General features: G+C 66.0%; 18 protein-coding genes. 16 read left to right on the top strand and 2 right to left on the bottom strand.

Annotated features, from left to right (window positions below; translation table 11 throughout):
- Positions 1-122: 122 nt before the first annotated feature.
- Entirely contained in the window at positions 123-3,017 is a 2,895-nt protein-coding gene (locus E3O32_RS07865) for a putative bifunctional diguanylate cyclase/phosphodiesterase (protein WP_134508285.1), read from the top strand.
- A gap of 42 nt (positions 3,018-3,059) precedes the next feature.
- Here the strand turns inward: E3O32_RS07865 and E3O32_RS07860 are convergent, their stop codons facing one another.
- The gene (locus tag E3O32_RS07860) at positions 3,060-5,450 is read right to left on the bottom strand and encodes a glycosyltransferase family 2 protein (protein ID WP_134508283.1); all 2,391 of its coding nucleotides are present in this window, start codon (positions 5,448-5,450) and stop codon (positions 3,060-3,062) included.
- A 294-nt stretch (positions 5,451-5,744) separates the two neighbouring features.
- Here E3O32_RS07860 and E3O32_RS07855 point away from each other — a divergent pair, with 294 nt between their 5' ends.
- From E3O32_RS07855 to E3O32_RS07805, 11 genes are all read left to right on the top strand, one after another.
- Positions 5,745-7,415 (top strand): GspE/PulE family protein, encoded by a 1,671-nt coding sequence (locus E3O32_RS07855; protein WP_134508281.1) that lies wholly within the window; start codon positions 5,745-5,747, stop codon positions 7,413-7,415.
- Positions 7,416-7,434: 19 nt separating this feature from the next.
- On the top strand, positions 7,435-8,826 hold the full coding sequence (locus tag E3O32_RS07850) for a type IV pilus twitching motility protein PilT (protein WP_134508279.1): 1,392 nt from the start codon (positions 7,435-7,437) through the stop codon (positions 8,824-8,826).
- Complete coding sequence (locus E3O32_RS07845; RefSeq protein ID WP_134508277.1) at positions 8,826-10,055, top strand: type II secretion system F family protein; 1,230 nt, start codon at positions 8,826-8,828, stop codon at positions 10,053-10,055. The genes E3O32_RS07850 and E3O32_RS07845 overlap by 1 nt, the downstream gene beginning before the upstream one ends.
- Positions 10,056-10,189: 134 nt before the next feature.
- Positions 10,190-10,633: a type II secretion system protein gene (locus tag E3O32_RS17750; RefSeq protein ID WP_134508275.1), complete on the top strand. Its 444-nt coding sequence runs from the start codon at positions 10,190-10,192 to the stop codon at positions 10,631-10,633.
- Positions 10,634-10,743: 110 nt separating this feature from the next.
- Positions 10,744-11,190 carry a type II secretion system protein gene (locus tag E3O32_RS07835; protein WP_134508273.1) on the top strand — a complete coding sequence of 149 codons (447 nt, stop codon included), beginning with the start codon at positions 10,744-10,746 and terminating at the stop codon, positions 11,188-11,190.
- A 649-nt stretch (positions 11,191-11,839) separates the two neighbouring features.
- A complete protein-coding gene (locus E3O32_RS07830) occupies positions 11,840-13,168 on the top strand; it encodes a hypothetical protein (protein ID WP_134508271.1) in 1,329 nt (442 codons plus the stop codon).
- Positions 13,168-14,058, top strand: coding sequence for a prepilin peptidase (locus E3O32_RS07825; RefSeq protein ID WP_134508365.1), 891 nt, complete (start codon positions 13,168-13,170; stop codon positions 14,056-14,058). Before E3O32_RS07830 ends, E3O32_RS07825 begins: the two co-directional genes overlap by 1 nt.
- A 25-nt stretch (positions 14,059-14,083) precedes the next feature.
- Positions 14,084-15,127 carry a type IV pilus assembly protein PilM gene (pilM, locus tag E3O32_RS07820; RefSeq protein ID WP_134508269.1) on the top strand — a complete coding sequence of 348 codons (1,044 nt, stop codon included), beginning with the start codon at positions 14,084-14,086 and terminating at the stop codon, positions 15,125-15,127.
- On the top strand, positions 15,124-15,789 hold the full coding sequence (locus E3O32_RS07815) for a hypothetical protein (protein ID WP_134508267.1): 666 nt from the start codon (positions 15,124-15,126) through the stop codon (positions 15,787-15,789). Before pilM ends, E3O32_RS07815 begins: the two co-directional genes overlap by 4 nt.
- 2 nt (positions 15,790-15,791) lie before the next feature.
- Positions 15,792-16,577 (top strand): hypothetical protein, encoded by a 786-nt coding sequence (locus E3O32_RS07810; protein WP_134508265.1) that lies wholly within the window; start codon positions 15,792-15,794, stop codon positions 16,575-16,577.
- Between the two features lie 236 nt (positions 16,578-16,813).
- The gene (locus E3O32_RS07805) at positions 16,814-17,821 is read left to right on the top strand and encodes a tripartite tricarboxylate transporter TctB family protein (RefSeq protein WP_134508263.1); all 1,008 of its coding nucleotides are present in this window, start codon (positions 16,814-16,816) and stop codon (positions 17,819-17,821) included.
- 61 nt (positions 17,822-17,882) lie between these two features.
- On the opposite strand, the gene E3O32_RS07800 is transcribed toward E3O32_RS07805, so the two are convergent.
- Positions 17,883-19,046, bottom strand: a complete 1,164-nt coding sequence (locus tag E3O32_RS07800; protein WP_134508262.1) for a DNA methyltransferase family protein — start codon at positions 19,044-19,046, stop codon at positions 17,883-17,885.
- A gap of 153 nt (positions 19,047-19,199) precedes the next feature.
- Here E3O32_RS07800 and E3O32_RS07795 point away from each other — a divergent pair, with 153 nt between their 5' ends.
- From E3O32_RS07795 to E3O32_RS07780, 4 genes are all read left to right on the top strand, one after another.
- Positions 19,200-19,688, top strand: coding sequence for a DUF6121 family protein (locus E3O32_RS07795; protein WP_134508260.1), 489 nt, complete (start codon positions 19,200-19,202; stop codon positions 19,686-19,688).
- A 15-nt stretch (positions 19,689-19,703) separates the two neighbouring features.
- A complete protein-coding gene (locus tag E3O32_RS07790; protein WP_134508258.1) occupies positions 19,704-24,248 on the top strand; it encodes an FtsK/SpoIIIE domain-containing protein in 4,545 nt (1,514 codons plus the stop codon).
- 52 nt (positions 24,249-24,300) lie between these two features.
- On the top strand, positions 24,301-24,597 hold the full coding sequence (locus E3O32_RS07785; protein ID WP_134508256.1) for a WXG100 family type VII secretion target: 297 nt from the start codon (positions 24,301-24,303) through the stop codon (positions 24,595-24,597).
- Between the two features lie 70 nt (positions 24,598-24,667).
- Positions 24,668-25,015 (top strand): hypothetical protein, encoded by a 348-nt coding sequence (locus E3O32_RS07780; protein WP_134508254.1) that lies wholly within the window; start codon positions 24,668-24,670, stop codon positions 25,013-25,015.
- The last annotated feature ends 16 nt before the right edge of the window (positions 25,016-25,031 follow it).

The following is a 25,031-nucleotide window of genomic DNA, read 5'->3' as shown; positions in this document are numbered from 1 at the left end:
GATCCTACGCCTCCCGAGACCGCCACGACAGAGGAATCCGTGGCGAGGGACGGCGAGGATGCCGGAACCCCGTATTCTTCTACTGGTGGCGGCATTCTCGCCCATCGCGAGCTGGGAGCACCATGGGTTTGGCAAGTCGGATCGGCGCGGCCTTCGTCGGGGCTGTCGGACTCATCGTCCTGATCGGCTGGTACACCGGCACCGCCGCGTTGACGACCGTGCTGCCGCATCTCGCGCCGATGAAGCCGATCACCGCCGTCGCCCTGATCGTTTTGTCACTTTCCGTCGGGCTCGCGCATCGGTGGGCGGCCGTGAGCCTGGCCGCCGTCACGGTCGCCCTCGCACTTGCGACCCTGGTCGGGTACGCGCTCGGGTCCACGTTCGGCATCGCCGGGTGGGTGCCGGGGATCGACCTGGCCGGCCAGGACCCGCGGATGGCGCCGCTCTCCGCGGTGGGGCTGATCCTCCTCGGCACGGCCGTGATCGCCGTGCGACAGGCCCGCACCACCCTGGTGCAGGTCTTCGCGCATGCCTCCCTGCTGATCAGCCTGATTGCCCTCCTGGGCTATGCCTATGGCGTGTCGTCCCTCTACACCGTGGCCGGGTTCACGAGCATCGCACTGCACACGGCGTTGAGCATCGCCATCCTGTCGGTGGCCGTGCTGCTCCAGCAGCCCACGGTGGGCCTGGTGGGATTGCTTCGCGATCAGGGCAGCGCGGGGCAGCTGATGCGCCGTGCCGTGCCGTTCCTCATTCTCGGCCCTTTCCTCCTCGGCTGGTTGCGGCTGTGGGGTCAGCACCAGGGTCTGTACGACACGGTGTTCGGCGTTGCCATCCTGATTTCGAGCATGACGGTGCTGGGTGTCGCGCTGATGTGGATCGCGGCCCGGAGACTCAGGGAACTCGACCGGCAACGCAACGAAGCCATGCAGGCCCTGGCCGAGGTCAACCACACCCTCGAGGAGGCTGTTGGCTGCCGCACCCGGGAACTCGGCGAAGTCGCCGACAAGCTCCACACCTTCATCAAGATCGCCCCCGTCGGCATCGTAGAGCTGGACTCCGAGGGAGGGCTCCTCACCGCGAACGACCAGTGGCTGGCCCTGAGCGGTCTGACCCTCCACGAGTCTCTGGGGGACGGGTGGGCGAAGGCGATGCACCCCGACGACAGCGATCGGGTGTCCGCGGAGTGGGGCGCTGTCGTCGCCGCCGGCACAATCTACGAAACCACCCTGCGCTTCCGCACCCCGCAGGGCCAGGTGCGCTGGGTTCAGGTCAGCACCGCGCCGATCCACGGCCTGGACCCCGAGACCGTCACCGGACACCTGGCCACCGTGACCGACATCACCGATCTTCGCAACGCCGAGGAAGCGGCCGCAGCAGCGCGAGCACGCTTCGAGGCGGCCTTCGCCTCCTCGCCGCTCGGCACGGCGATCGTCTCCCTCGACGGAGAGGTGCTGGAGGCGAACAAGCGGCTCTTCGACCTCGCAGGTCGAGCGACATCCGTGGTCAAAGGGCACATCGACGAGATCTTCATGCCGGCCGGAGCCGGCGGCGGCGATCGACTCAGCCTCGCCGACGGGCCGTCCACCCGGCAGCGGATGGACCGGCGGATGCGGCGCGGCGACGAGGAGGAGGAAACGTGGGTCAAGGTCAGCATCGCCGAGATCAACGAGGGCGAGTCGGCCGGGGGGCTCCTCTACCAACTGGAGGACATCACCGCCCGCCGGCTGGCCGAGGCGCGCGTGGAACACCTTGCCTTCCACGATCCCCTGACCAATCTGCCCAACCGCCTGCTGCTTCTCGACCGGCTCAACCAGGCCCTCCTGCAGGCGTCAGGTCATGGACAGGGCGTCGCTGTGCTCTTCATCGACCTCGACCGGTTCAAGTTCGTCAATGACAGCCTCGGCCATCACGCCGGTGACGCCGTGCTGACCGAGGTCGGCATTCGGCTGCGGATGAACGCGCGCTCAACCGACACGGTCTCCCGCATCGGCGGCGACGAGTTCGTCGTGATCTGCCCGGATGTCGGCAACAACAGGGACGTGCACAAGATCGCCGAGGCGCTGCAAAAGGCCATCGCCGAGCCGATTCTGGTCGGCGACCAGGTCGCATCCGTCGACGCCAGCATCGGCATCGCCTTCGGTCTCGGCCACGACGACGCCGAGTCGCTGCTCCGGAACGCCGACCAGGCCATGTACCTGGCGAAGGGCCGCGGAAGGGCACGCTACGAGGTTTTCGACGACGACCTGCGCGGGAGGATCGAGCGCCGTCTCGATACCGAACTGGCGCTGCGTGACGCCGTGGAGCTGGGCGAGATCGAGACCTGGTACCAGCCGATCGTCGACCTGCAGCAGCGCACCGTCGTGGCCACCGAGGCGCTCGCCCGGTGGCGGCGACCAGACCGGGGCCTGGTCTCGCCAGGGGAGTTCATCGCGATCGCCGAGGAGGTCGGCCTGATCATGGGGATCGGCACCACGGTGCTCGGCCAGGCCTGCCAGGCCGCCGCCTCCCTCGACGGGCGCATGGCCGTCAGTGTGAACGTGTCACCGCGGCAGTTCGTGCAGAACGACTTCGGGGCCGTCGTGAAACGGGCTCTCGCGGAGAGCGGACTCCCGCCGGACCAGCTCTGGCTGGAACTGACCGAGAGCGCCGTGCTCGATGCGATCGACTCCGCCGCCCGCACCTTCCAGGAACTGCGCTCCCTCGGGGTGCGGCTGGCCATCGACGACTTCGGCACCGGCTATTCCTCCTTCACCCACCTGAAGGCGTTCACCGTGGACCTGCTGAAGATCGACCTCACCTTCATCCGCGACCTCGAACGCTCCGAGCACGACCGGGCGATCGTCGAGGGCATCCTTCGCCTGGCCGATTCCCTCAACCTCGACGTCGTCGCGGAAGGCATCGAGACCACCGGTCAGCGAGACCTCCTGACCGAGATGGGCTGCCGGTACGGCCAGGGCTACCTGTTCTCGAAGCCCGCACCGGCGGCATCGCCGAACGTGTTCTTCGGCGACTGATCGTCTCCGCCCGGTCGACCGGGCGCACGCCGACGCGGACGGTCAGTCGTGGTTTGGGGCCGACCGGTCGAACTGCAGGCCGGCCTCAAACCGTAAACCGCGACGCTTGACCCAGCGCACCTCGGCCCCCTCAGGAATCGCCAGGCTTCCGGGGATCTCAACAATGACGAGCGATCCCGGTTGCAGGCGGTGGCGCATCGAGAGCCGACAGCCGCCGAAACCGATGTCTTCGACCACTGCGGTGAGCGTTGTGGGGTCCGAGGGCGATGGCTGGTCAGCGACCTGTACGACGACGGCGCCCTGGGAACCGTCGGTCAGACCACCGACGGCACGTTCGGTCGATCTCTTCCGTGCCCGTTGGAGGGCCGATTCGATCTCCACCGAGGCAACAGGGTGCAAGATGGCCTGGGCGCCGCTGGCTACCCGCACCTGGGACCGTCGCCAGGGCGCGAGGGTGCGGGAGGCTCCGCGCACTGCCCGCCAACCTGCGGTTACGAGGAGTGCCTTCTCCTCCTCGTCTCCTCGGACCCAATTCGGTGACTCGGTGATTACACGCACCAATTCCACGGTCTGCTCCGGAGTGAGCGGATCAAACCGAAAGCCGACGCTGACTCCTTGAGGCGTGGTGGCTATCCAGCTTCCGGTTCCGCGCACGGCTCCGATGTCAGGTAGCCGCAGAGCGGTGACCGCGGCGGTCTGCGAGGCGAATACGTCAGGTTCCAGCCGATCGGACCAGGGAATCGTAACCCGCGCACCCGTGAGACTGAGATCGACAAGGACTCCCGGGTGACTCCCGATTCGCTGGAATTCGGCGGTCACCATCGTCCCCATGCGTGTGCGCTCGGCCGACCGCAGACGGGGGCGCTCCACACAGAGGGCGACCGACAATGCCAGGCCGACAACGAAATACAGGCACCAGAAGACATTGATGAACAGAGCGGCGGTGCCGGCGAGCTGTGGAGAAAAGACAAGAGCGTTGAGCAGGCCGATTGCCGAGAGCACCAGCAAAACCAGGTGGGGGAGCGCGATCCGCCAGTGGAATACCTGCCGCTGCAAGCCGACCCCCTTGGGTGTGACGTTGAACGCCTTGACCTTCAGTCCGAGTGTTTCGGCCGCGGCGGAGAAGGCGATGGCGGGGGTTAGCGCCAACTCGTAGATGTTGCTCCACGAGTGGCTCCGTCGCCGGCCGACGACGATGACGAAGCACATCGTGACGCAGAGGTACGACGGGAGCCAGAACACGATCAGAGCCTCCACGCTCGTGTCCAGTGCGGTGACTCCGAATAGCAGGAACAGGATGGGCGCCAGGATGTAGATCAGCTTGAAGACGCCGAAGTACCAGTACACGACCGCGTCGGAATACAACCACCGTTGCATGGGAGTGAGACCCGGCAGCGTCAACGGGTTCCACTTTCGAGCGGTCTGGATATTCCCGCGACACCACCGGTCGCGCTGCTTGAGCATGTCGGCAAGATTCTCGGGGGCCAGACCTGCGGCGATGATCTCCGGCACGAACTCGGTCCGGTACTTCGCCGCCTGGATGAGCATGCCGGTGGCGAGGTCTTCAGTGATCACGCCGACCGCGAATCCTCCGACCGTCTCGAGCGCCGTGCGTCGGAAGACGGTGTTGCTTCCGACATACATCACGGCGTTGAATCGGGACTTGCCGCCCTGGAGGGTGCGCATGAAGAAGTCCTGCTCGTTCGGCAGGGCCTTGCCGGAAAAGAGGTTGTACTGAAACGGGTCCTCGTTGTAGAACGCCTGCGGTGACTGGACGAATCCCAGTCTCTCGTCCTGAAAACGGCCCACGGTGTGTTCCAGGAAATCGGGTCGTGGCACCATGTCTGCGTCCAGGGTCACGATCAATTCGCCTTCGCTCAGACCGAGCGCGTTGTTCAGGTTGCCGGCCTTGGCATGCGCGTGGTCCTCCCTGGTGATGTGGGTTGCCCCGTATTGCTCGGCCAGCTGACGCACTTCGTCTCGTCCGCCGTCGTCGCACACGTAAATTCGTACGGCATCGCGTGGGTAGCGCATGCTCACAGCACCGGCGATCGTCATGCGGAGCATGGACACGGGTTCGTTGTAGGTTGCGATGAATACGTCGACGCTGGGGAGTTTGTCCGCCGGTGGCAGCGGCACACTGACTCCGGCGTGCGGCCGCCACAAGGTCGCATAGACCGTCACGGACTGGGCAAAACCGATGACCTCGACAGCCAGCAATACCAAACCGGTAGCCGTGTTCCACCACGCATCCGTCGGAATAGTGAAGAGCACCCGCCAGACCAGGTAGATGAGCCGGACGAGGAGGCTGATCACGATTGCGGTCCGGTGCCCGAATCCGGGTCGTTTCCGGGAGACGATCCAGAGGGTCTCCATGATGGCCAGAACGACCGCCGGGTAGACAAACATCCACTGCCAGTTTTGCAGGATCATCGCATTTCCCCCGGTCGCTTCTGGGACAAAACCTAGCAGCAACGATTGACCGGCAGGAGGTCTTGCGCGTCGCGTCTACGACTTGATGAAGGGGCGCTACTCTTCAAGTACGGTTCAGCGAAGTGAATCCCTGGGTACGTACCGTTTCACCCCCGTACCCCCTGATCGCGGGACTGGTCGGCGGCACCCCGGCGGGATACCGTTTTTCGTTACCCATTACATTTCGAGTGCCGCTTCACCCTGCTGCAAGCACTCGCAGTTCCAGCAGCGCTCTACAGTCCGGGAGAGGTTCGCGTGGCCAGCCTCACCGAGATTCTGATCCTGCACGGTCTGCTCCCGATCGAGGAACTCGACCATTTGATGGCGGGCGACCCGGCCGACGAGACCGCCGTGCGCGCCCTCGTCACCAAGGGCGTCATCACCGAGGTGCAATTCGCCAAGGCCCGAGCGCAGCAGGCCAACCTCCCCTTCGTCGAGCTGGCCGACTACCCGGTCGACCGCCTGGCGGTCTCGCTGGTGCCGGTCGCGGTCTGCAAACGCCACGAGGTCATTCCGATCGCGGTCGACAACGGCCGGCTCATCCTGGCCATGGTCGACCCCGGCAACGTCTTCGCCGTCGACGACGTGCGCGAGGCGTCACGGATGCGCGTCACCCAGGTGGTCGCCGAACGTGGCGACCTGCTCGCCGCGATCACCCGCTACCACCGCGCCGACGACGAACTCAGCGACCTGACCTCCACCCTGGAGGAAGAGAACGCCGCCGCCGAGAGCTCATCCTTCGGCGTCTCGGACTCCATTGACGACGACGCCCCGATCGTGCGGTTCGTGAACCTGCTGGTCAGCCAGGCCATCCAGGACATGGCGTCCGACATCCACATCGAACCCGGCGAGCACAGCCTGCGGGTGCGCTACCGCATCGACGGCGTGCTGCACGAGATGCAGACCGCGCCCAAGAGCATCCAGAACGGCGTCATTTCGCGGCTCAAGATCATGAGCGACATCGATATCGCCGAGCGGCGTAAACCGCAGGACGGCCGCATGACCGTGCGCCACGCCGGCCGCCAGATCGACCTGCGCGTCGCGACCCTGCCCACCGTGTGGGGCGAGAAGGTCGTCATGCGAATTCTCGACAACTCGAACACGACCCTGGACGTGCGCGCGCTGGCTCTCCTGGACTACAACTTCGAGGCCTACAAGACCTCCTACTCCAAGCCCTACGGCATGATTCTGATCACCGGTCCGACGGGTTCGGGCAAGTCGACCACCCTCTACACGACCCTGGGAGCCGTCGCCCGCCCCGAGATCAACGTGATCACAGTTGAAGACCCGGTCGAGTACCGCATGGCGGGCATCAACCAGGTGCAGGTGAACCCGAAGGCCGGCCTCACCTTCGCCAGCGCGCTCCGCAGCATCCTGCGCAGCGACCCGGATGTCGTGCTGCTGGGTGAGATCCGCGACCACGAGACCGCGCAGATCGCCATCGAGGCGTCGCTGACCGGGCACCTCGTGCTGTCGACCCTGCACACCAACGACGCGCCGAGCGCGATCACCCGGCTCACGGAGATGGGCATCGAACCGTTCCTGGTCGGGTCCGCCCTGGACTGCGTGGTCGCCCAGCGGCTGGCCCGACGCCTCTGCGACAAGTGCAAGAAGCCGTCCGTGCTGACGGCGGAGTACCTGACCCGGTTGCGCTTCGCGTTCGACCCGGAGCGACCGCTGCCGACGATATACGGACCGGTCGGCTGCTCGCATTGTTCGAAGACCGGCTACCGCGGCCGGATCGCCGTGCACGAGGTGATGACGGTGACCGAGGAGATCGAGCGCCTCGCCGTGTCCCGCTCGTCCAGCGCCGAAATCGGCCGGGTCGCGCGCGAACAGGGCATGATCACGCTCCGCGAAGACGGCTGGGCCAAGGCGCAACTGGGTTTGACATCGATCGAAGAAATCTTGCGAGTGGTCGCATAGTGCTGAAGGGGACATCTGCATGAGCCAGCCAATTTACGAAATCCCGGTGACACCGCCCGGGGCTGCCGGCGGCAGCTGGAGCCTCGGCGATCCCGAACCGGACGGTCTCGACGACTCGACTGAAGTTCTTGCCGAAATTCCGGTTGTTGAAACGCACATTACGGATGTCGCGCACGCCCACCCGCTGGAGACCGCCGTTCTCCCGGCGGACTCGGACACCGGTCCGGTCGAGACAACAGGCCGACGCTCCCGCACCAGGAGCACCGACAATGAGGTCTCGGACCTCGATCTGCTGAATGCACTGGCCGAGGTGCTCGACACCGGTGCGTCCGACCTTCACATCACGGTCGGCGCCCCGCCGAGTATCCGCGTCGACGGTGGCCTCCGGCCGATCGAGGGTGAGTCCCGCTGGATGGGTGACAAGGTCACCTCGGCGCTCTACAGCATCCTCTCGCCCAAGCAGCGCGCACAGTTCGAGGAGGAACTCGAGCTTGACTTCGCCTACACGGCCGGCGGGGCGCGCTTTCGCGTCAACTACTACTACCAGCGCAACTCGATCGGCGGGGCCTTCCGGCTTATCCCGCGCGAGATCAAGCCGCTCAAGGACCTCGGTATCCCCGAGACGGTGAGCCAGTTCGCCAAGCTGCCGCGTGGGCTCGTGCTGGTCACCGGCCCGACCGGTTCGGGCAAGTCCACCACCCTGGCCGCGCTGATCGACCTCGTCAACCGTACGAGAGCCGACCACATCGTGACGGTCGAGGACCCGATCGAGTTTCTGCACAGACACCAGAAGTCGCTGGTGAACCAGCGCGAGGTGGGCCACGACACCCACAGCTTCGCCGCTGCGTTGAAGCACGTGCTGCGCCAGGACCCCGACGTGATCCTGATCGGCGAGCTGCGCGACCTGGAGACGATCTCGGTCGCCCTGACCGCCGCCGAGACCGGCCACCTCGTCTTCGCCACCCTGCACACGCAGTCTGCTGCCCAGACCATCGACCGTGTCATCGACGTGTTCCCGCCGCACCAACAGGGGCAGGTGCGCGCGCAGCTCGCCGCCACCCTGCAGGGCGTGGTCTGTCAGACCCTGGTCAAGAAGATCGGTGGAGGCCGGGTCGTCGCCACCGAGGTGATGGTCACGACTTCCGCCGTGGCCAACCTGATTCGCGAGGGAAAGACCTACCAGGTCGCTTCCTCGATGCAGGCCGGTAAGGCCCTGGGCATGCACACCATGGATCAGCACCTGGCCGAGCTCGTAGACGCGGGACTGATCTCCCGGGCATCGGCCGAGGAGAAGGCGCAGGACCTAGAGGGTCTCAACCAGCTTATCCGCCGGGTCGACCATGTCGAAGCATCCGTCAGCGGGGCGAAGGGCATCGACTTCGGCGATTCCTACTCGCCCAGGGCTCAGTGATGGCGACCAGCCTGGCGTTCGCCTACAAGGGACGCAACGTCGCCGGCAAGGTCGTCAAGGGGCGCCTGGATGCCGGCACAGAGAGCATGGCCATGTCGCGGGTGCGGGCGATGGGGTTGACGCCGATCTCGGTCGCCGAGGTTGAGGTGGGCACAGGCCTCAACATGGACATCAAAATCCCCGGGTTCAACAAGAGCATCAGCCTCAAAGACCTGGCCATCATGAGCCGGCAGATGGCGACCATGACTTCGGCAGGGCTCTCGCTGCTCCGCACACTGAATATTCTTTCGGAGCAGACGGAGAACAAAGACCTCGCGAAGATTCTCACGTCGATCCGCAATGACGTCGAGACCGGAGTCTCGCTTTCCGAAGCGATGGGCAAGCACTCCACCGTGTTCCCGCCCATCATGATCAACCTGATCAGGGCCGGTGAGACGGGCGGATTCCTTGAGAACTCGCTCAACTCAGTAGCCGGCAACTTTGAGTCAGAAGGGAAGCTGCGTGACACTATCAAGTCGGCACTGGCGTACCCGATCATTGTTCTTATCATGGCTGTTGTCGCCGTCATCGGCATGCTGACCTTCATCGTTCCGGTCTTCGAGAAGATGTTCAAGGGGTTTGGCGGTGAGCTCCCGCTGCCTACCCAGATACTCGTCGTGCTCTCGAAAACCATGGTTTGGCTCCTTCCTGTGCTCATTGTCGGCGGAATCGCCTTTGCGGTTTGGTGGCGCAAGAATAAGAACACTGATCGAGTGCGCAAGGTCCTGGACCCGGTGAAGCTCAAACTTCCCGTCTTCGGGCCCTTGCTGACAAAGCTGGCTATCGCCCGCTTCAGCCGCAACTTCTCGACAATGATCGGCGCGGGCGTTCCAATTCTGCAATCGCTCAACATCGTCGGCGAGACGTCAGGAAACTGGGTCGTGGAGTCGGCTCTGCATAAGGTGCAGGAGTCCGTACGCCAGGGCAAGTCGATCGCCGGGCCCCTTGCGTTGGAACCTGTCTTTCCAGCAATGGTCGTCCAGATGATCGCGGTGGGCGAAGACGCCGGCGCCCTCCAACAGATGCTCGGCAAGATCGCGGACTTTTACGACCAAGAGGTGCAGGCCACGGCTGAGCAGCTCACGGCGCTGATCGAACCCCTGATGATCGCCTTCATCGGGGTCGTGGTCGGTGGAATGATCGTGGCTCTCTACATGCCCATGTTCAGCATCTTCGAATACATCAAATAGCCAGCCCCGGACTGGGGGTGCGTTCTGCACCAAACACCCCTGTTCGTGGGCTATAGCCCCAACCGCAGGACCATAAGCTCAATACAGGCAACGCAGTCGCCTTTCCCAGCACCCATCCAGCAAAGGACATTCACATGATTCGCAGCATCACGGAAGCGCTTGCCCGCAAGCGTTCAGAACTCGGCCGGAAGGAAAAGGGCTTCACTCTCATTGAGCTCCTGGTCGTCGTCATCATCATCGGGATTCTCGCCGCGATCGCAATCCCGATCTTCTTGGGCCAGCAGGACTCGGCCAAGGACGGTGGGGTCAAGTCAGACCTCGCGACGGCGAAAATCGCCGTCGTCTCCTACTTCACTGACGGTGCGACTGTTGCGCCGACATTCGATGCGGCAGCCGGAACGGGCCTTGCTAAGTACGGGTTCGCCAAGAGCGACAACACGCTCTCCATCGCATTCAAGACGCCCGCGCCGGCGGCATCTGGCACCGCCTTCTGCATCGACGGGGTGAGTAAGAGTTCGGGTGCCACGAAATTCCGCATCACGGACAGCACTGGGGTGACCGCGGGCGTGTGCCCGTAACCACCAGGGGCTGGTCCTGAATAGATCCGAATGGGGGACTGCATGCGGTTCCCCATTCGGTTCTCCCACTCTTGCATCTCCTTTAGCTACCTGGCAGACCGGACCCGACCGTGAAGAAGCTCCAGATCACCTCCGTTGAGCACCCCCAGCGGGCCGAGCGTGGGTTCGGTCTGATCGAGATCGTGATCTCGATGCTCCTCCTCGGCACGCTCGCCGTTGCCTTCCTCCCGCTCCTGATCATCTCGTTGCGGTCCTCAGAACGAAATTCGACTGTCGCCACCGCAACCCAGATGCTGGATCAGGAGCTCGTTCTCGTGAGGACGGCAGGCGACACCTGTCTGGCCTTGACGGCGTATGGGTCCTCACCCTCGGTTCCGGCCACTTCTGACGGCCGGGGCACGAGCTACCAGCGGGCGCACACTGTGGCCTCCTGCCCGTCCAGTGCGGCGAGCTATCCCAGAACGGTGAGCGTTACAGTGACAGTGTCGATCTCCGCTCCCGGCCAAACGTACACTCCGGTGACCGCAACCACCCTGGTGTATCTGAGGGTTCCCTGATGGCTCCGAAAGCACGACACGCGATTCCCCGGCCCACAGACGCCGGCACGACGCTGATAGAACTTCTCGTCTACATGGTGCTTGCCGTAGTTGTGCTTTTGATCGTCGGTGGTCTCCTGATCAACTCTCTCAGCTCCGAACGCAGAGTCCGAAATGCGACTCAGGCGAGCAACGCCGGTCAGCTCGTCGCCCAATCAGTCGGACAGGGTGTGCGCAACGCCAGTGCGCTCAAGATCACGGCGCCGAGTCCAGGTACCGAGCTTCTGACTGTCCGAACCGCCAGCCTAACTTCGCCGCAGACTTGGTTTTGCCAGGCCTGGTACTTCGGTGGAGGAGAAGTGCGCACGACGAGGTCGGCCGCACTCATCCCCGCGACGGCAGCGAATATTGCCACCTGGACTCTGCTTGGCACTGGCATGCAACGGGTTTCGACAGGGGCTGTCTTCACGTCGACCCCCGCTGTGAACCCCCGAGGTGTCACTCTCAATCTCGATGTCAGTACTGTTAATGGTCGGCCCGTGCGCATCAGCAGTTCGTCGACCAGTCTTCAACCTCTGCCCGTGCCTGTACCCGTGACCGGATTGGTGGGACTGCCATGCTTCTGACCTCGAGACTTGACGCTCACCGAGTTCGTGAACGTGGGAGCGCGTTGATGGCCGTGATCGGGGTGATGGCGGTTACCGTGGTGATCGGCCTGACGATCACTGCCGCGACCGTGAACGGGCTTGGCGTTACGAGTAGCAACAAAGCCCTGGTGCAGTCGCGCGCTGCGGCGGAAGCGGGCGTCTCGGTCGTCGTAGCCGGAATGTCCGGCGCTGGGAGCTGTCCGGCGACGTTTGCCTCGAGCGCGAATCCAAAATACTCCGCCACAGTCGAATACCTGAACGCTGCCGGCACTCCGGTGAGTTGCACGGTAGCCTCGCAGGTCAAGATCACGTCCACAGGTACTTCGCAATCCTTAGGGGTGAGTGGGGCGTCGTCAGGTGACACCAGCACGGTCGAGGCCATCTACCCGTATACCCCGGCGCTGACGCCGGGCACAGTTTCTAGCGGAGCGGCCATCTACCTGGCCAACGGCGCGAACTTCAACAACGGAGGGCTCATCACCTCATCGGCCACCGTTCCGGCCATTCAGGTCAAAACCGGCAATCTCGACTGTGACAACAACACCGTGATCACCGGAAGTGTGGTCGTCGTCACAGGCTCAATCTCGCTCAAGAGCTGCACCGTCACCCAAGACGCATGGGCATTCGGAACGACGACGTTCCCGCCGCCCGGGGGCACGATCGGGGGGATCTTGAGGGCATCGGGCAGCAGACCCCCTTCGCACCCGCTTGCACGGTGGAACCCAACAATGCCAATGCCTACCGTGCCGGTGTGGACCGAGTTCGGCTACAACCGCAACGACTGGATGACCTCAGCGGGGGTGCTCTTCGACGAGAACATTCGACCGACAACGGCCGGAAACTGCCCTCTCCCGCAGAATAACGGTGCGAACCCGATAATCTTCAATGCGCTCAACTGTGGCGGTGTGTCCGACTCAGGTGATGTCACGCTATCCAATGACCTCGTGGTGGTCGCAAAGAAATTCACCTTTGCCAACAGCATGAATTTCAGGTCATCGACTGCTGCCGTGCATCGCGTGTGGTTCATCACGCCTGACCTTGTTCCCGCTGGGAACACGGCGACCTGCAGCCCGGGCCAGGGCAACTTCACGATCGGGAACAATCTGCAGATTGACGCGCCGATCATCGCGATGTTGTACACGCCGTGTGGCATCAGCACCGGGAATGGGTTCACCTGGCGGGGACAGATGTATGCGGGCACCATCTCCAACTGGAACAACGCGGTCTTCGGGTACATCGGAGTTGGACTCCCGGGTGCCGACCTCGGTGCCGGCACCTATACTCCCGGTGGATCCTCGGGGTCGCCGCCGGTCTTGGGCACTCTGGTCTCGTCTCGGGATCTCGTCGGGTGATGATTGTTCCGGCCGTTCTTCTCGGAGGTTTCGGGCTACTCATCGGGTCATTCCTGAACGTCGTTGTATTCCGGGTCCCGGCCGGACGATCGATTGTGTCGCCACCCAGCGCCTGCGGGTCGTGCGCGGCCCAGATCCGTCCGTGGGACAACATCCCAGTGCTTTCCTGGCTTCTGCTGCGTGGGCGCTGCCGTGACTGTGCGACGGGGATTTCGGCGCGATATCCGCTGGTCGAATTGGGCACGGCGGTGTTCTTCGGTGTTGTTGCCTGGTGGGTGCTGTCCGGGGTCTCGACAAGCTCGACCACCGGGCTCAGCTCGACCACCGGGCTCGGCTCGTTCGGAGAGCTCGTATCCGCCGCCGGAATGATTGACACAGTGGTAGCGGCGGCGGCCCTCACAATGGTGGCCTTCCTCTACCTCGCTGCGGTAAGCGTCGCACTTGCACTGATCGATCTCGACACCCACACACTGCCGAACCGGATCGTTCTGCCGGCCTACCCGGTGGGCGCTGTGCTGTTGACCTCGGCCGCGCTTCTGGCCGGTGCGCCCGAACGACTGCTGTCGGCTCTAATCGGCGGGGGGGCACTTTTCGGCCTGTATCTCTTGATGGCACTTCTGTACCCGGGCGGCATGGGGTTCGGAGATGTGAAGCTCGCCGGCATTCTGGGACTTTTTCTGGGATGGCTAGGCTGGGCTCCGCTGGTCGTCGGCGCGTTCGCCGCGTTCTTGCTCGGTGGACTGTTTAGTCTTGTCCTAATCATGACCCGCAGGGCGAATCGGAAGAGCGGCATCCCGTTCGGTCCGTGGATGCTCGCCGGGGCATGGCTGGGAATATTCGGTGGTGGGGCGATAGCGACGGGTTATCTCTCTCTGTTCGGTTTGGCATGACCGCACGTCTGTATTGGGAGAATCAATGACTGCAAACGTCGTAGGAATCGACATCGGAAGTGTCGCCGTGCGCGCCGTGGAGGTGAGCGACGCGGGCAAGGCCAACCCGCTGCTCGTGCGCTACCACCAAGTGCCCCTTCCGGAAGGCGCGGTCAGCCGCGGCGAGGTGCTCGAACCAAACACCGTAGCGGCCGCAATCAAACAGCTATGGTCGAGTGGCGGGTTCAAGAGCAAGAACGTGGTTCTCGGCATGGGCAATCACCGGGTGCTCGCGCGCGATCTGACCGTGCCGAAAATGTCGATCAAACGGATCCGGGAGTCTCTGCCGTTTCAGGTGCAGGACATGCTCTCCGTTCCCGTTGCTGACGCTTTGCTTGACTTCTACCCGATCTCCGAAACCGAGGGTGAAGGCGGCCCTCAGATCAACGGTTTGCTCGTGGCCGCGGTGAAGGACGCCGTGCTCGGCAACGTGAAAGCCGTCGAGCTTGCCGGGCTCACGCCGGTCGAAGTGGACCTGATCCCGTTCGCTTTGAGCAGGTCGATTTTTCGCGGTGCACGAACGGATGACCCGGTCGTGCAGATCGATGTCGGCGCGGGCACCACGACCGTCGTCGTCAGCTATGCCGGCGTGCCCCAATTCGTGCGCCTCATCCCCACCGGCGGGGACGACCTGACGCAGGCGCTCATGCTGCGTCTCACGATCACGGCCGATGAGGCCGAGGAACTCAAACGGTCCCTGGGGCTGGCGGAGGCGGCTCCCGGCAACGAGGCGGCCGTCACGGTGATTAGGGAAGTCACCACCGAATTGCTTAATAGCCTCAGGAACACCGTCAACTACTTCGTGAACACGCGTCAGAACGTGCCGGTGACCCGAATCGTTCTCACTGGGGGAGGTGCCCGGCTGAGGGGCTTCGCCGAGGCGCTGACCGAGGTGACACGGCTGCCCGTACTGGCTCCGGACGTGGCCGGCACGATCGGGCTTGGCCGGGGTGTGAACGCGGAAGCCCTCAAGGAAACCCAGGGGACATACCTCGTCGCACTGGGCCTGGCACTGGGGAGTAACGCATGAGCCGCAACGTTTCCGGCGACGAGCTGCTCATCGGCGGGGAGCCCCGGGTCGACCTGCTGCCTCCCGAGGTCCTCAAGCGCCGCAAGGCAAAGGCCATCAGGCGTGGCCTGGGAATCGGCGTCGTCGGTCTGCTGGTTGTCGTGGCCGCGGGCATCGGTGCCGCTACAGTGCTCTCCGCCCAGGCGCAGCTTGGGCTGCTGGCCGAACAGTCGCATACGGCCGGACTGCTCGCCGAACAGACAAAGTACGGCGAAGTGCGCACGGCGCAGGCTCAGGTCGACCTCGTGAAGGCGGCGCAAAGGGTGGGAGTGTCGACCGAGATCGACTGGAAACCCTACCTTCAGGGAGTCCAGGCCACGCTGCCGCCCAGCGTCTCGATCAAGTCGGTCACGGTTGATTCGGCCACCCCAATCCTCGTCTACGAACAGCCGACCGCTCCGCTGCAGGGGGCACGGGTCGCCACCGTGACGTTCAGCGCGACCAGCAATTCCCTGCCCGACGTGCCCACCTGGCTGACCGGGCTTGCAGCGCTCCCCGGGTTCGCGGATGCCCTGCCCGGCCAGCTGCTCCTTGACGAGGCCACCGGGATATACACCGTCGACATCACGATGCACATCAACGACGCCGCATTTGCCGAACGTTTCGCCGCGAAGGAGAAGTAGCTGTGGATAAGAACAGACTCTGGGTCATCGGATCCGTGCTGCTCATGGGGGCCATCCTCGCGTTCGGATTCCTTCTCGGGATCCAGCCGCAGCTCAAGGTCGCCTCGACCGCGAATGCGGAACGCCTGTCCGTGGAAGCCTCGAACCGGGCACAGTCCGTCGTGCTTGCTCGACTCAAGGACGACTTCGCCGGCATCGACAAGGTGCGGGCAGAGTTGGCGCCCCTCAACCTGTCGGTTCCGGACGGCACCGAGATGCCGGCCTTCGTCGATCAGTTGTCATCCCTCGCTGTCCAGTCCCAGGTGTCCATCACCGGGATGGTAGTCGCGGACGCCGTGGCGTACGCACCGGTCGTGGCGCCGGCCGCCATCGCACCCGCCGCTGAGGCGCCAGCCGCTGGCGCGGCGGCTAGCCCCGCACCGGCCCCAACCGATGCCGCGGCCGCGCCGGCAGTTCCCGCAACCGGAGGAATCCCCCCTGTCGCAGACCCGCGGATCACGGCGGGGAATTTTGCCTCCCTCGCCCTGCAGATCACGATCAAGGGCGACTACGACCGCGTTCTCGATTTCGTCAGTGGGCTCCAGACCGGCCCGAGGCTCTTCTTGCTTTCGGGATTGACCACGACTGAGGCCGACCCGCTGGCGGCAGTTGCTTCAACAGAGAAGGGCAGTGCTGGCGCCGCACCGTCCGCCCGAGGAATACTCAACGCCACGATCTCCGGCCTCGTCTACGTGCTGGTCCCGCCCGCGACGCCCGCGTCCGCTTCGGCCCCGGCCCCGGCCAAATAGCCCGCCATCTCCCGAGACCTACCTTTTCGGTCGAAACCGACCGGCGTGCAAGCCGGGTTTGACCGAAAAGGTAGATTTCGACGCGGGGTGGGCGCTGCGAGGGTCAAATGCGCGCCCAGACGCGACCCGACGGACCCCGCCACCAGACTTTGCCCTGCGCTTCACCGGCGCGCCGCACGCGCATTGCTATGGTTGCTGCAGAGAACTACGGCCGCCAGGCCCGTGAGGAGTGCAGCATGAGCGACACCACGCCCAACGACGGCAACACCAACCCCGACACGGATGCCTCGGCAACCACCACCGGACGCCACGAGACCGGCCCCGTCGGCGTCGACCCCGAAACGGCCCGCCGCGAGGCAGACGCCCGCGACGGCGCGGCACCCGCGGCATCCGCCCACCCTGCCGAGCAGACCAACCCCGAGCAGGCGCACCCGGGCGCGCCGATCGGCCAGCCGATCTCCTACGATGCGCCCGATTCGGCCGCCACCCAGGCCTACGCTCCCGCGCCGGTCTCCGCCGACTCGGTCAAGCGCGACACCTACGTGCCGGCCGCCACGGTCGGCGGCACCGGTGCCGCCACGCTCGCCAGCGACGACGCGCCCACCCGCGAACAGCCCCCGTACACCCAGTCGACCGAGCCGACCCAGGCCTACACGCCGACGAACACCACCGTGCAGCCCCCGGTGTACATCCAGGCGCCCACCGCGCCCAGGTACAAGGGCAACCGCGGCGCCGGCATCCTGATCGGGCTCCTCGGCACGGCCGTCTTCGCGGCGCTCTACGCCCTCGTCGCACTGGCGCTCTCCGGCATCGGCAGCGGCTCGCTCGCCGACACCACGGCGAAGTTCACCGACTTCATCGTGCTGCCGATCTTCTACGTGCCGGTGATCTTCTTCTTCCTCGGCTTCGCCCTGCTGGTCGCGATCGTCAACCGCGGCGGCTGGTGGGCCTACGTGCTCTTCGGCTTCCTGGTGGCCGTCGTCGTCTACTTCTCCTACATCGGGGCGGCCCTGCTCAGCGTGCAGGCGTGGAACTTCACGCCCGACGAGGCCTACCGCTTCGTCAGCCAGCAGTGGCTGAACCCGGGCGCGATCGCCGCCGCCGTGGTGGCCCGTGAGGTGCCGATCTGGACCGGCGCCTGGATCGCCCGACGCGGCCGCTCGGTCACCGAGCGCAACGCCGCGGCGAAGGCCGAGTACGACCGCGTGCTCGCCGACGGACCCCAGGGCATCCGCTCCAACTGAGCCTCCTGCGGCGTGCGGCGCTCCTCCGTTAGGCGGGAGCGCCGCGCGCCACCGCAGGGAATCAGCCGCCCGATGTGAACGGCGAGTAGGGGCGACGCCCGTCCGTCACGTCCCGGTTCAGCTGCAGCAGACGCTCTAGAATCTGGGCGGGGTGGGCCGAGATCGACGGCTCCCAGCCGTAAGCGTCCGCCACGGCGTCGTCGAGGCGTCGGTGCAGCTCCGCGAGATCGGGGTTGTCCTCGGGCCAGGTCATGCCGTACAGCCGACTCAGCCCGATGCCGTGTTCCCGGCAGAGCTCACTCCGGCGCCGGTACAGGGCGATGCAGGCTGCCGCGACAGCGTCCCGGCGGCCGGCTCCGACCGGATCCGGCCAGGGGAAGGCGGCCAGGGCCGCCGTCGGAGTGTTGAGCAGGGCGCCCGCCAGGGTGCCGGCGCGGGCCCAGGTGTCGTAGGCGCCCGACAGCAGAATGCCCATGCTGTAGTCGTCGGCCCCGGCGAAAATCAGGGTCGAATTGCCGGCCACGATCCACGGATGCGCCCACGCCACGAGCATCCGTCTGCCGAGTGATCCGAGCACCGCATAGCGCGCGAGCGGCTCGAGGGCTGCCCGCATGGGAAGCCGCGGGCGTCCGAAAAGCCACCAGCGGGCTCGGAAGATCTCATCCGCGTTGGTCTCGCGCTCAGGCTTCACCCGCTCCTGAACGATCACGAGTGCCCGCGGAAACCGTGCCGCCTCGTCCAGCTCTCTCTGGCCGAAGTCGATGATCCAGCGTCGGGGTCGCTGGCCGGGATCGTCGGCCAGGTCCTCACTGGTCAGGTACGGCCGCACCACGTCGGAATACGGAATGGACCAGTCATCCAGGACCGCCTTGGCCTCGTCGCGCTCGAGGATGAATCCCGTGCCGACCGGAGTCGGGCTCTGGAAGAAGCGGCCGCGGTTGGCGGCCAGGGGAACGGGCTGCCAACCGGGCTCGGGAATCGGCACTGGTGCGATCCCGAGATCGACCTCGGACTCGGGGGAGGCCGGATCGGGGGGCGTGAGGTGCTTGCCGACCAACGCATTGGCGGCCCGGTGCCGCAGGGCCTCAGACTCCAGGTCGCCGACCTTTACGGCGGGCACCAGGAGATGGCGCGGAGGTGCGGGAGTCGGCTCGGTCTCCGTGATGGCCGTGGCGCGGTGCTCACCCGCCCTGGGCAGGGCTTTCGTGCGTCGGAACAGGTTCACGCTCAGTCCTCCGCCCGGCCAGGGCAACCGCAACGACCGCGGTGCTGGTGGGGGCAAGACTAGCCCGTGGGCACAGCACACGTCTGCACCCAGAACGGGCACAGGCTCCGCGTCGTCCGGCTACACTCGCACTAGACGCGGACAGGGGGAGCGATGCGTGACTACCAGAAGTACGCGACGGTCGTCGCGGTCTTCGCAGCGGTGCTCTACGGCGCGTTGATCGTGGCGGCCTTCGGCATGATCAGCCTCGCCACGAACCTTGACGTGATCAGCGAACCGGATGCCGGCCCGCTTGTCGGCCCGAGCATGGCCGCCGCCGCCGTGCTGCTGGTGTTCGTGCTCATGCTCACGCTCGGCGTGGCCACCCGGCCCGACCGGCAGCGCGTCGCCGTCGGCTTCTCCTTCGCGGCCGGGATCGCCGCATTCGGCATCTTCATCGTCACCGGCGCGATTCTGTACGCGGCGGGCGACGGGCAGCCGTTCCACGTGCTCACCTTCAGCGCGACGATGCTGCTCAGCCCGTTCTCCCTGGCCACCGGCATCCTCGCCGTCGTCGTCACACTGGCCTACTCCTGGCTGCTCGCCTCCCGTGTGGGCGAGCACGGCCGCCCGCTCTGGCCGTGGGAACGCCGCGAAGACTAGTTCGGATGTAAACGCATGCGCCTGAAACTCACCTTCGTTCGCCCGTCGGGCTCGTCGAGCGACATCGTCGTCACAGCGGATGCCGCGGCGACCATCTCCGAGATCGCGACCACCATCAGCCGGGTCGATTCTGAGGTGCCTCACTCTGCCGAGCGCAACCTCACCCTCCGGGCCACCCTGCCCGGCCAGGGCGACCCGATCATGTTGCCGCCGGACGCCCCGGTCGGCGAGGCGTGGATCGGCTCCGGCGCATCCGTGAGCCTGGCCGACGCCGGTGTCATGTACCAGGCGCCGTCGCAGGTGAAATCGCAGGCCGTCGCCACCCTGCGCGTCATCAACGGCCCGGATGCCGGGCGCGAGTTCCCTCTCTCCGCCGGGAGCTTCGTGCTCGGCCGCGACCCGTCCTGCGACATCGTGCTCGACGACAACCTGGTCTCCAAGAAGCACGCACGCCTCGAGGTCGCTGACGCCGTAGAGGTCATCGATCTCGGTTCTGCCAACGGCGTGGTCGTCGACGGCGGCATCGTCGGGCGCGTGCGCATCGCGAAGGCGGAGCGCCTTCTGCTCGGCGACTCCGAGGTGGAGATCAGCAAGATCGCCGGAGCCTCGGCGGACGCCGCGCCGAAACCCGGCCCGATCTTCTTCAACCGGTCGCCGAAGGTGGAGACGCGCTACACGGGCCAGGAGTTCAATGCGCCCGACGTTCCCGCGGAGAAGGACGAGCAGCCGTTCCCCCTGCTCGCCATGATCACCCCGCTGCTGATGGGCGGCGCGATGTTCGCCCTCACCCGCCAGCCGTACACGCTGATCTTCTGTTTGATGTCCCCGATCATGCTGATCGGCAACTTCCTGACGTCCAAGTCGCGGGAGAAGCAGCGGATGAAGAAGGCCGTGGCCAGGTTCGAAGCGCGGCTCGAGGTGCTGGCTACGCGCCTGGCCGCCGAGCGGGTGCGCGAGCGTGACCTGCGCCTCGGCGAGTCGCCATCCACGCTCGACGCCTACGACGACGCCGGACGGCGCGGCCCGCTCCTCTGGACCAGGCGCCCTGAGCACTGGTCATTCCTGAACGTGCGGCTCGGCGTGGGAACGATGAACTCCCGCAACACGGTCGCGGAAAACAGCACGGGGGAGATGCTGCCCCAGTTCCAGGAGAAGCTCGACGCCGTCGTCGAGGCGAACCGCCGAATCGAGGGCGTGCCGCTGATCGACAACCTCTTCGATTCCGGCGCGCTGGGCCTGGCCGGCTCGCCCGACCAGACGATGGGCTCGATCAACTCGGTCCTGGTGCAGCTCACCGCGCTGCACTCGCCCGCCGAACTCGTGGTGGCCTCGCTGGTGACCCCGCGATGGTCGCGCGAACTGGGGTGGCTCAAGTGGATGCCGCACACCTCGTCGCCGCACAGCCCGATCGCCGGCAGCCACCTCGCCGACAGCGCGGCGAGCGGGGCCGCCGTGCTCGCCAGCATCGAGGAGGTCGTCGCTCAGCGCCTCGCCAGGGCGAAGTCCGCGAGGCGCCGCGGCGCCATGGTGCAGGACGACGCCGCCCTGGAACGCGGCGCAGAGGTCGGATCCGCGAAGACCGTGCAGGGCGCACCGGCGCCGATCCCCGCCATCGTGCTGCTCATCTCCGACGACGTGGCCGTTGACCGCGCCCGGCTGGTGCAGCTGGCCGAGGTCGCCGCCGACGCCGGCGTCTACCCGATCTGGATCGCCCCGACCGTGGCCGCGTTGCCGGCCGTCTGCCGCACCTACCTCGCCCTGGGCGACGAACCGGGCAGCGCCACCGCCGGGTTCGTGCGCCTCGGCGAGACGATCACGGATGTCGTCACCGAGCAGGTCGACTCGGCAACGGCCCTCAGCTTCGCCAAACGGATGGCCCCGGTCATCGACGCCGGGGCACTCGTGGCGGACTCCAGCGACCTGCCGCGCACCGTCTCGCTGGTCACGCTGCTCGGGCACGACATGGTCGAGACGAGCGCCGCGGTGATCGACCGCTGGCAGCAGAACATGTCGATCCACGACCGCAGCGGCGGCAAGCCGAAACCTCGCCGCGCCGGCAAGCTGCGGGCCATCATCGGCTCCGCCGGCGTCGACGCGATGCACCTCGACCTGCGCAGCCAGGGCCCGCACGCCCTCGTCGGCGGCACGACGGGCGCCGGCAAGAGCGAATTCCTGCAGGCCTGGGTGCTCGGCATGGCCGCCGAATACAGCCCGGACCGGGTCACCTTCCTCTTCGTCGACTACAAGGGCGGCTCAGCCTTCGCCGACTGCGTCACCCTGCCGCACTGCGTCGGCCTGGTCACCGACCTCAGCCCGCACCTCGTGCGGCGCGCCCTGACCAGCCTCCGCGCCGAACTGCACCACCGGGAGCACCTGCTGGGCCGCAAGAAGGCCAAGGACCTGCTCGAACTGGAAAAGCGCGGCGACCCCGACAGCCCGCCCGCGCTCGTGCTCGTCATCGACGAATTCGCGGCCCTCGCCACCGAGGTGCCCGAGTTCGTCGACGGCGTCGTCGACATCGCCCAGCGCGGCCGCTCCCTCGGCATCCATCTGATCATGGCCACCCAACGGCCGGCCGGCGTGATCAAGGACAACCTGCGCGCCAACACGCCGCTGCGGATCGCCCTGCGGATGGCCGACGAGTCCGACAGCACCGACGTCATCGGCACCAAGGACGCCTCGCACTTCGACCCGGGCATCCCCGGCCGCGGGGTCGCCAAGACCGGCCCCGGCCGGTTGCAGCAGTTCCAGTCCGCCTACGCCGGCGGGTGGACCAGCCGCGAACCCGACCGCGCCGGGATCGACGTCGCCGAACTCCGGTTCGGGGCGGAGAGCAAATGGGAGGATCCGAGCACCCACGGCCACATCGACGAAGACCGCGACCTCGGCCCCACCGACCAGCAGCGCCTGGTGACCACGATCGTCGCGGCGGCAGCATTCGCGAAGATCCCCGACCCTCGTCGTCCCTGGCTCGACGAGCTGGCCCCCGCCTACGACCTCGTCAAACTCCGCCAGCGCACCGACTCCGAGCTCCTGCTCGGGGTGTCCGACCTCCCGCACCGCCAGGAACAGCAGGCCGTCTACTTCCGCCCGGATGCCGACGGTCACGTCGCCATCTTCGGCACCGGCGGCTCCGGCAAGAGCGCGTTGCTGCGCACGCTTGCCGGCGCCGCGGGGATCACGCCCCGCGGCGGGCCGGTCCAGGTGTACGGGCTCGACTTCGGCACCGGCAGCCTCCGGATGCTCGAGGACCTCCCACACGTCGGATCGATCATCTCCGGGGACGACTCAGAACGCATCGTGCGGCTGTTCCGCCGACTCAAGGCGGTCCTGGAGGAACGCGGCCCGCGTTACGCGGAAGCCAACGCGTCGAACATCGCCGACTACCGCCAGCTCACCGGCAAGCGGGACGAGCCCCGCATCCTTCTCCTCATCGACGGCTATCCCGCCTTCCGGGACGAATGGGAATCCACGAGCGGACGCATGCCCTGGTACGGCGTCTTCAAGGACATCCTCACCGACGGTCGCCAGCTGGGCATCCATATCGCGTTGACCGCCGACCGGTCAGGGGCTATCCCCACCTCCGTGGGGTCGAGCATCCAGAAGCGAATCGTGCTGCGACTGGCCGACGAGGGTGGCTATGGGATGCTCGACGTTCCCTCCGACATCCTCGGCTCGAAGTCGGCCGCTGGGCGTGCGATCGTCGACGGGATGGAGACCCAGATCGCGATCCTCGGCGGGTCGAGTGCGGTTGCCGACCAGTCGGCAGCCACGAAGCGCCTCGCCGAGTCGATGCGCAGAGCCGGCGTACATTCAGCTGCCGGAATTGGGTCGATGCCCACCGAGTACTCGGCGGCCGAACTGCCGGACGCCCTCGACGGTAACCCGGTCCTGGGCATGAGCGATGTGGATCTCGGCCCGTACGCCTTCGATCCGTCCGGGGTCATGCTCGTGGCCGGGCCGCCCGCGAGCGGCCGGACGACGGCGTTACGCGCGCTCACGCAGGCGTACGGCCGGGCACGCCCGGCGGCGAGACAGTACTACCTGGGCAATTCCCGGTCGCCGCTGGCGCAGGGCGACTGGTGGGCCGGAACCGCCACGACGATCGAGGAGGTCGCGGCCCTGGCCAGGGACCTGGCCGCGGCCGTCGCCGACCCCGACACGGAGGGAAGCATCGTGGTGATCGTGGAGACCATCTCCGATTTCCTGCAGACCCCGGCCGAGACGCCGCTGACTGAACTCGTGAAGGCGGTCAAGCGCAGCGACCATACCATCATCGCCGAAAGTGAGACTTCGACCTGGAGTTCATCCTGGGGCCTCTTCAGCGAGATCAAGACCGTGCGGCGGGGACTGCTCCTGCAGCCGGACTACACGGAGGGCGAGTTCCTGCTGAAGACACCGCTGCCGCGCTCCAACCGGGCAGAATTCCCGCCGGGCAGAGGCGTCTTCGTCTCGCGCGGGAAGTTCGTGCGGGTGCAGCTGCCCATGCCGCTGCCCGACGTGGAAACGCGCATGGATAATCGTGCCCATCGAGCGGTCTCGGCAATCCCGATAGGTTGAGAACAGTCGGTCGGCTCATGGGGGTTGGCCTCGATGTTTGAAGGAGTATTCCATGGCGAACATGAACGTAACGTACGACGAGATGACCACTGCCTCGAACAACCTGAAGGCGGGCCAGGGGCAGATCGAAGACACCCTCGTGCGCCTCAGGGGACTTGTTGAAGGCCTGATCAGCCAGGGCTTCCAGACGGACCGTGCCTCGGGGCAGTTCGGAACGTCCTACCAGAGCATGGACAAGGGCCTCAACGAAGCCCTGGCCGGCATCTCCGGCATGGCCGATTTCCTGGTGCAGGCGCGCGACGCCATCCAGGGCGTCGACGACCAGCTCGGCTCCGGGCTGGCCGGCTAGTCGCCAACTGAATTCGTGTGCTCGGCCGGCCGAACGTGGCCGGCCGAGCACACCGGGGGAGGAGAATTCGATGTCTGACATCGTCATTCAGATGCACTTGCTTGAGCAGCTGGAGAGGGATCTGCTCGATATCGCGACCGAGTACAGCAATGCCGACACATTCACCGGGGAGATGGCCGATGTGGTCGGACACGACGGTTTGGGGGAGCGCGTGCGTGAGTTCTCGCGCAGCTGGAACGACCGGCGCAAGAACATGACCGAACAGGTCACGGCCCTGCACGAGCAGGTCAAGGCCATTCGGGATGCGTTCACTCAGGTGGATGAGGAACTCGGCAAGGCCCTCGTCGAGGCCGCCGAAGACAACAAAGACAGTGGAATCGGGCCGGGTGCCGGTTCGCCGGGTCACCGCGTTGTCTAGGGGAATCGAGCGAGGA

Origin of the sequence: Cryobacterium mannosilyticum (genome assembly GCF_004402705.1) — a bacterium.
GTDB lineage: Bacteria > Actinomycetota > Actinomycetes > Actinomycetales > Microbacteriaceae > Cryobacterium > Cryobacterium mannosilyticum.
Note: the sequence above shows the minus strand (reverse complement) of the source record. Positions and strands in the feature narration are given on the sequence as shown.

Bases quoted from the DNA above. Each gene is read 5' to 3' on its own strand.
- E3O32_RS07865 (WP_134508285.1), top strand. From the start codon at position 123: ATGGGTTTGGCAAGTCGGATCGGCGCGGCCTTCGTCGGGGCTGTCGGA.
- E3O32_RS07860 (WP_134508283.1), bottom strand. From the start codon at position 5,450: ATGATCCTGCAAAACTGGCAGTGGATGTTTGTCTACCCGGCGGTCGTT.
- E3O32_RS07850 (WP_134508279.1), top strand. From the start codon at position 7,435: ATGAGCCAGCCAATTTACGAAATCCCGGTGACACCGCCCGGGGCTGCC.
- E3O32_RS07845 (WP_134508277.1), top strand. From the start codon at position 8,826: ATGGCGACCAGCCTGGCGTTCGCCTACAAGGGACGCAACGTCGCCGGC.
- E3O32_RS17750 (WP_134508275.1), top strand. From the start codon at position 10,190: ATGATTCGCAGCATCACGGAAGCGCTTGCCCGCAAGCGTTCAGAACTC.
- E3O32_RS07825 (WP_134508365.1), top strand. From the start codon at position 13,168: ATGATTGTTCCGGCCGTTCTTCTCGGAGGTTTCGGGCTACTCATCGGG.
- pilM (WP_134508269.1), top strand. From the start codon at position 14,084: ATGACTGCAAACGTCGTAGGAATCGACATCGGAAGTGTCGCCGTGCGC.
- E3O32_RS07815 (WP_134508267.1), top strand. From the start codon at position 15,124: ATGAGCCGCAACGTTTCCGGCGACGAGCTGCTCATCGGCGGGGAGCCC.
- E3O32_RS07805 (WP_134508263.1), top strand. From the start codon at position 16,814: ATGAGCGACACCACGCCCAACGACGGCAACACCAACCCCGACACGGAT.
- E3O32_RS07795 (WP_134508260.1), top strand. From the start codon at position 19,200: ATGCGTGACTACCAGAAGTACGCGACGGTCGTCGCGGTCTTCGCAGCG.
- E3O32_RS07790 (WP_134508258.1), top strand. From the start codon at position 19,704: ATGCGCCTGAAACTCACCTTCGTTCGCCCGTCGGGCTCGTCGAGCGAC.
- E3O32_RS07785 (WP_134508256.1), top strand. From the start codon at position 24,301: ATGGCGAACATGAACGTAACGTACGACGAGATGACCACTGCCTCGAAC.
- E3O32_RS07780 (WP_134508254.1), top strand. From the start codon at position 24,668: ATGTCTGACATCGTCATTCAGATGCACTTGCTTGAGCAGCTGGAGAGG.